At 33.2% G+C, this 6,882-nt stretch carries 5 protein-coding genes and 3 tRNA genes; all 8 read left to right on the top strand.

The genetic code is table 11. The annotated features are described in order from the left end of the window. The first annotated feature begins 32 nt into the window (after positions 1-32). The 8 genes from HMPREF1984_RS09105 (at position 33) to HMPREF1984_RS09135 (ending at position 6,802) form a co-directional block, all read left to right on the top strand. On the top strand, positions 33-962 hold the full coding sequence (locus HMPREF1984_RS09105) for a TDT family transporter (RefSeq protein WP_021767692.1): 930 nt from the start codon (positions 33-35) through the stop codon (positions 960-962). 316 nt (positions 963-1,278) lie between these two features. Further along, a complete protein-coding gene (locus HMPREF1984_RS09110) occupies positions 1,279-2,412 on the top strand; it encodes an acyl-CoA dehydrogenase family protein (RefSeq protein ID WP_021767693.1) in 1,134 nt (377 codons plus the stop codon). A 519-nt stretch (positions 2,413-2,931) separates the two neighbouring features. Next, positions 2,932-3,007, top strand: a tRNA-Val gene (locus HMPREF1984_RS09115). A gap of 7 nt (positions 3,008-3,014) precedes the next feature. After that, positions 3,015-3,091 (top strand) — tRNA-Asp (locus tag HMPREF1984_RS09120). Between the two features lie 5 nt (positions 3,092-3,096). Beyond that, a tRNA-Phe gene (locus HMPREF1984_RS09125) sits at positions 3,097-3,172 on the top strand. Positions 3,173-3,312: 140 nt separating this feature from the next. Next, entirely contained in the window at positions 3,313-3,468 is a 156-nt protein-coding gene (locus HMPREF1984_RS11675) for a hypothetical protein (protein WP_232219701.1), read from the top strand. Then, positions 3,417-5,114, top strand: coding sequence for an oligopeptide ABC transporter substrate-binding protein (locus tag HMPREF1984_RS09130; RefSeq protein WP_232219702.1), 1,698 nt, complete (start codon positions 3,417-3,419; stop codon positions 5,112-5,114). The genes HMPREF1984_RS11675 and HMPREF1984_RS09130 overlap by 52 nt, the downstream gene beginning before the upstream one ends. Positions 5,115-5,290: 176 nt before the next feature. Continuing rightward, a complete protein-coding gene (locus tag HMPREF1984_RS09135; protein WP_021767695.1) occupies positions 5,291-6,802 on the top strand; it encodes a UDP-N-acetylmuramoyl-L-alanyl-D-glutamate--2,6-diaminopimelate ligase in 1,512 nt (503 codons plus the stop codon). Positions 6,803-6,882: the final 80 nt, after the last annotated feature.

The following is a 6,882-nucleotide window of genomic DNA, read 5'->3' on the forward strand; positions in this document are numbered from 1 at the left end:
TTAAAAAATCAAATTAAGAATGGAGAGATCAGATGAAGAAATTTTTGGAAAAATACCCTCTTCCTATATCAGGATTAGCATTGGGTATAGCAACTTTGGGAAACTTACTAAATAACTATGGGGCAGGTTATAAGGTGGTATCTGGATGGATAGCACTTATAATGATGGTAATCCTGACAATTAAAATTCTTTCGAATATTGAAGGATTTAAAAAAGCTATGGAAAATCCTGTTATTTCAGGAAGTTTTGCAACATATTCAATGGCAATAATTGTTTTGTCGGCATACATTACACCTAAATCACCATTTAAGCCGGTGGCTAATATTGCGTGGTATGTAGGAATTGCAATTCACGTACTGCTTATTATATGGTTTACATTGAAATTTGCAGTAAAGAAAAATATAGCGACTGTATTTACTACATGGTTTATCGTATATGTTGGAATAGTAACAGCTACAGTAACAGCACCAGCTTATAAAATGCCTCAAATAGGTCAGGCGGCTTTCTGGTTTGGATTTGTAACTTATATAATTTTACTGCCATTTGTTTTTTACAGAGTGGTAAAGGTTAAAAATATTCCAGAGCCTGCACAACCTACATTTGCAGTATTTGCTGCACCTGCGGCACTGTTACTTGCAGGATATATGGCTAAAACTTTCCCTGAAAAAAATCTTGCGATAGTTTATTTCTTATTATTTTTAACAATCTTATTATATGTAATGGTTTTAGTTTCATTACCTAAATTATTAAAATTACCATTTTATCCAAGTTATTCAGCATTTACATTCCCTACTGCAATAAGTGCTCTGGGATTAAAGCTTACAACAAAATTCCTTAAGGAATCAGGAGCAAATGTGGCAATGCTTGCTAAATTAGTAAGTGTAGCAGAAATAGTTGCAACTGTAATAATAATATATGTTATGATAAGACATATTATGTTTATGCTTTCAGAAAAAAAATAGAAAAATGAAATAAAAAGAGAGCTGCATCAGGTGGAAATACAAGAGTATTTTATTATAGAAGTTTCTTTTTATTGAAAAAAGTGCTTGATGTGGCTCAGACTTCTACACTGGAGTAATATAAAAATTAGAGATTTTAGTATTAAATCCAGAAAAGAAGAATATCGAATATGAAAAAATATAACACGCTAAATTATTGCATCATAACTTGTATGTACAATAATGAAGAAGGATAAACGAAGAGATTAGGGGCTTATATAAATGTGCTAAATAATAATGTTATACATATTATTTAAGAAAAAATATACAGGAGGAAAAAATGAAAGATTATTACAGATGGGCGAAGGAATTTTCAGATAAGCATATAGCGCCTTATGCTGATGAAATAGACAGGGAAGGAAAATTCCCAAAAGAAATTTTCAACAAAATTGCAGAGGAAGGATTCTTTAAAATTCTTGTTCCAAAAGAATTTGGTGGAGAAGGGGCAGGAATAAAAGAACATGCTCAAGTGACACAGGCATTTGCAGAAGGAACTGCAACAGCAGGACTTTGTTATACAATGAGTAATGTTGCATTGAAATTTACGTTAACTTTTGGACGTGATGAAATAAAACAGCAAGTTGTAAAGGACATAATGGAAAATAACAAATTTATGTCGCTTGCAAGAAGTGAATTTGGTACAGGAGTACATGTTTTCAACTCTCAAATGCAAGTTGAAAATCACGAAGATTACAGCATTATGAATGGATCGAAAAGTATGATTACTTCTGCTAACCATGCTTCATATTACTTGATTTCAGTTCCGGCTGATGAAAAAAGAGGACCTGTAAACTGGCTTGTACCTTATGGAACTGAAGGGCTTGAATTTAGCGAAAGTGACTGGAAAGGACTGGGAATGAGAGGAAACAACTCATGTCCTATGCACATGAAAGATATGAAATTGGATAATAAGTATGCTATTTACATAGATAGACAAAAAGCTAACCAGAAATATCCTGTAAATATAGATGTTATATACTTTATGGCAGGACTGACTGCAGTTTACACTGGATTAGGAAAAACTATATATGAAGCTGCAAAAGCTCATGCTTTAAACAGAAAATACCCTGGAGATAAGACATTGGCAAATATTGAAACTGTACTGCTTCATATATCACACCTGTTTAATAACGCATTTGTAGCGGAAAGTGCTCTTAATGCCGCAACAGAAGCTATGGCAAACGAAGAACCTGATGCATTTGAAAAAATAATGACTGCAAGGGTGACAGCTTCATTAAACTGTGTTGATTCAGCTAACCTTGGAATGAGAATAGGTGGTGGAGCTGCATATAACAGCAAAGGGCCTTTATCAAGACTGATGCGTGATGCACTTGCTGCACCTGTAATGTTCCCAAGTGTAGATGTACTGCGTAACTGGGTTGGAAAAATTATCACTGGTCAAAACTTGATGTAATATTGCAATAACATTTAACCATAAAATAAAATAGGAAGGCATGAAATACTGTTTGGGTCTATGACCTTTGAGACAGTTCTGTACTGTGTTTCAAATTTTGCATATAAGATTTGGGATGCAGTACGTTCATGTCTTTTTATTTTGTTTCTGCAGTTATTAAAAGGTTCTATAATATATGCTGGAACATAGCACAGTGATTATGACCTGGATGAATTATTTACATGGATAGACAGTATTGTTAAATAGTGATGTAAGAAAAGGTAAAAATCTGTCCTGATACATAAAAAAGCATAGCTGAAAAATAAATTGATGAAAATTAAAAAGTTTTAAAGCTATGCTTTTTTTAGTAAATTTTTTTATAATTTGCCTAAAAAACCTTATTTTAAAAAAAATTAATAATTCATATAAGTATCTAAAATACTGGTTTATATGACGGTTGGATAAAAAAAATAAAAAAAATTGAAAAAAATAGTTGAAATAATTCGGGAAATATAGTATACTAATTAAGTCATGAGAAGTGGTCGCATAGCTCAGTTGGGAGAGCACCTGCCTTACAAGCAGGGGGTCATTGGTTCGAGCCCAATTGTGACCACCATTGATTTGGAGGTGTAGCTCAGTTGGTTAGAGTGCTTGCCTGTCACGCAAGATGTCGCGAGTTCGAGTCTCGTCACTTCCGCCATTAATGCCCAGATAGCTCAGTCGGTAGAGCAAGGGACTGAAAATCCCTGTGTCCGTGGTTCGATTCCGCGTCTGGGCACCACTCAATTATAAACTAATAAACGATATTGCTTTATACCTTGTGGTTTAGAGCATTTTTTTTATATTTTGAAAAAAGGTATTGTAATATTGTGAAAAAAATGGCAAAAATAATATAAGTATATTTTGTAGGGAGGTAGGAAAATGAAAAGTAGAAAATTGATGATGTTTCTTCTGGCCGTAGTTATGCTTCTAGTTACAGCGTGCGGGCCTGGAGAGAAAAAAGTATTAAGAGTGGGGAAGAAGGTGTGGATGCTTCAAAGTTTGCAATTGAAACGACAAATAATGCACCTGCAGTAAAGGATGCTGTTTTAAAGGTTGCATTAGTAAAAGATTCACCTCTGGTAGGGATTTTTTACACTAATATCGGTCAGGGAGATGGTTATGACGGAGATTTGATATCATTATTCTTTAATAACCAGATATTTGATACGGATGAAAACTTTGAAATTACAGATACTGGGTTATCAACACTTAATGTTGATATTCCAAACAAAAAGGCTACGATAAAAATAAAAGATGGTGTAAAATGGTCTGACGGACAGCCGTTAGTAGCTGATGATATTATTTATACGTTTGAAGTAATTGCAAATAAGGATTACACAGGTGTAAGATTTGATGATGAAAGCTTAAAGGTAGTAGGAGTAAAAGAATATCATGAAGGAAAGGCTGCCAATATCTCAGGATTGAAAAAAATTGATGATAAGACAGTGGAAGTTTCCTTTACTGAGTTGGGCCAAGGAATATACACTATAGGAAATGGTCTGATAGGATCAGTGTTACCTAAACATTATTTGAAGGATATACCTATAAAAGACCTTGAAAAATCTGAAAAAGTAAGAAGTAAAGTATTGACTTTGGGAGCTTATACAATAGTAAGTAATGTACAGGGAGAAAGTCTGGAACTGAAAGCAAACCCATATTACTTTAAAGGTAAACCAAAAATTGAAAAAGTTACAGTGGAAGTAGTAAACTCGAATACTATAGTTTCTGCATTAAAGGCAGGTAAATATGATTTGGCATTACGTATTCCAACAGATCTTTATAAAACATACAGTAATTTAGATAACCTGGAATTACTTGGAAGACAGGAATTATACTATTCATATATGGGATTCAAAGTAGGTCATTTTGATAAGACAAAAGGGGAAAATATTATGGATCCTAATGCAAAAATGGCAGACAAAAACTTGAGACAGGCTCTTGCTTATGGGCTTGATGTTGACCAGATGACAAAAGCGTTCTACTATGGTCTGAGAGAAAGAGCGACAATGTCAGTACCGCCAGCATTTAAGAAATATTATTCAAAAGATATAAAAGGATATCCTTATGATCCTGAAAAAGCTAAAAAGTTATTAGATGAAGCAGGATACAAAGATGTAAATGGAGACGGATACAGAGAAGATAAAAATGGAAAACCTTTTGAAGTAAGAATAGCTGCAATGGCAGGTGGAGATATTGCTGAACCATTGGTGCAGTTCTATATCCAGCAGTGGAAACAGATAGGGATAAAAGCAGTGCTTTCTACAGGAAGACTTATTGAATTTAACAGTTTCTATGATAAAGTAGATGCCGATGATCCTGAAATAGATGTATACTTTGCCGCATGGGGAGTAGGAACAAACCTGAATCCATTTGAATCTACCGGAAGAAAGGCCGCATTCAACTATACAAGATTTGTTTCAGAAGAAAATGATAAGCTGATGGCAGAAACTTCAAGTCCTAAGACATTGGAAGACCCTAATTATAAGGCAGAAGCTTATAAAAAATGGCAGGAATATTACATAGATCAAGCAGTTGAAGTACCTCTGACTTTCAGATATGAAATTGTTCCTGTAAACAAAAGGGTAAAAAATTATTACATTGGCCGTGATTCAGACCTTAAAGGTAAAGGAATCCAACAATGGGAACTTACGGCAGCAGAGCCTATAAAGGCAACTAATTAGTGTGTAAATAAATTACTTATGTAAATTAATGGAAGACTGTAAAAGTGTTTTTCAAATTTACAGTTTAAATAACAGATATTAATAAATTAAGCTGGATAATTCCAGCTTTTTTTGTTATAATCAAATTAAAGACAAAACAGTAAATTTTATGAAATATAATTTAAGGTGGTAGGAAAATGTACAGAATATTTGATAATATCTCCTATGAAATTTTAAATGAAGGAGAAAAATTTGAAATAGCAGGAATTGAGTACGATTCTAGAAAAATAAGGGAAAACTTTGTTTTTATAGCAATGACAGGAAATAATGTTGACGGGCATGACTTTATTCAGAAGGCCATTGATAGTGGTGCTAAAATGATAGTTGCTGAAAAAAGAGTCAATGTATCCGGATATAGCAATTATGAAAAAGTTTCCTTTATACTTATAGAAAATGTAAGGAAAAGTTTGGGAATAATAGCTTCAAATTACTATAACTACCCACAGAATAAATTGAAAATAGTAGGGATAACAGGAACAAATGGAAAAACGACATCAAGTTATATCCTTGAAAATATACTTGAAAAAACAGCAAGGATTGGAACTACAGGAAACAGAATACTTGACGAGGAATTTGAGACAGTGAATACAACCCCTGAATCTCTTGAACTTATAAAACTGATAAATGAAAGTGTAAAAAGAGGAGTAGAGTATTTTATAATGGAAGTCAGTTCGCATGCGCTTGAAATAGGCCGTGTAAATATGCTGGAATTTGATTCTGCAATATTTACCAATCTTACTCAGGATCATCTTGATTTTCATGGTACAATGGAAAATTACTTCAATGCAAAAAGAAAAATCTTTTCCATGCTTAGAAAAGACGGTACAGGAGTTATAAATATAGATGATGGGTATGGTAAAAGAATAGTTTCTGAAAAATCTGTTAATGGGACAAGCAACACTCAAGATAATACTGTAGGAAGTAAGAAGGAAAATAAATATTTTTCAATAAGTGTAAATGATAAAACTGCAGATTTATATGGAGAAATAGTAAAATACACTAATGACGGTATGAAAATAAAAATTATTCATGGAAAAGATGAATATATTCTGGATGTAAATCTTGTAGGAGAATACAATCTGCATAATATTCTTGGATGTGTGGCTTCGGCACTGTCATTGGGAACAGGAATGGACAAGATTGTAGAAAAGCTTGAAAAGATGCCTTCTGTACCTGGAAGATTTGAAACTGTAAAAAATAATATGAATGTAAGAATTGTAGTGGATTATGCCCATACAGATGATGGACTTATGAATGTAGGAACTACATTGAAGAAAATAACAGAAAATAGGGTTGTCACTATATTTGGTGCAGGTGGAGACAGGGATAATAAGAAAAGACCTAAAATGGCAAAGGCTGCCGCAGAATTTAGTGATTACATAATATTGACTTCAGATAATCCGAGAACGGAAGATCCTATGGTGATACTGAAGGAAGTTGAATCAGGTCTTACTGAAATAAATTTTCCTAAGGAAAAGTATATAATTATTGAAGACAGGGAACAGGCTATAAAATATGCGGTTCAGGAAATAATCAGGGAAGGGGACAGCCTTCTTATAGCAGGAAAAGGGCATGAAACCTATCAGATTATAGGAAAGGAAAAAAGACATTTTGATGACAGGGAAACTGTAAAAAAACATTTGATATAATTCATTTTTTTTGGTATACTCAGAAATGAAATAAAAATATAAATTTAAGGGAGTGATGTCAGAATTGAAAAAGATTGTTT

The organism is Leptotrichia sp. oral taxon 215 str. W9775, from assembly GCF_000469505.1.
Classification (GTDB): Bacteria; Fusobacteriota; Fusobacteriia; order Fusobacteriales; family Leptotrichiaceae; genus Leptotrichia_A.

Coding starts and splice junctions, on each gene's coding strand:
- HMPREF1984_RS09105 (WP_021767692.1), top strand. CDS start 33: ATGAAGAAATTTTTGGAAAAATACCCTCTTCCTATATCAGGATTAGCA.
- HMPREF1984_RS09110 (WP_021767693.1), top strand. CDS start 1,279: ATGAAAGATTATTACAGATGGGCGAAGGAATTTTCAGATAAGCATATA.
- HMPREF1984_RS11675 (WP_232219701.1), top strand. CDS start 3,313: ATGAAAAGTAGAAAATTGATGATGTTTCTTCTGGCCGTAGTTATGCTT.
- HMPREF1984_RS09135 (WP_021767695.1), top strand. CDS start 5,291: ATGTACAGAATATTTGATAATATCTCCTATGAAATTTTAAATGAAGGA.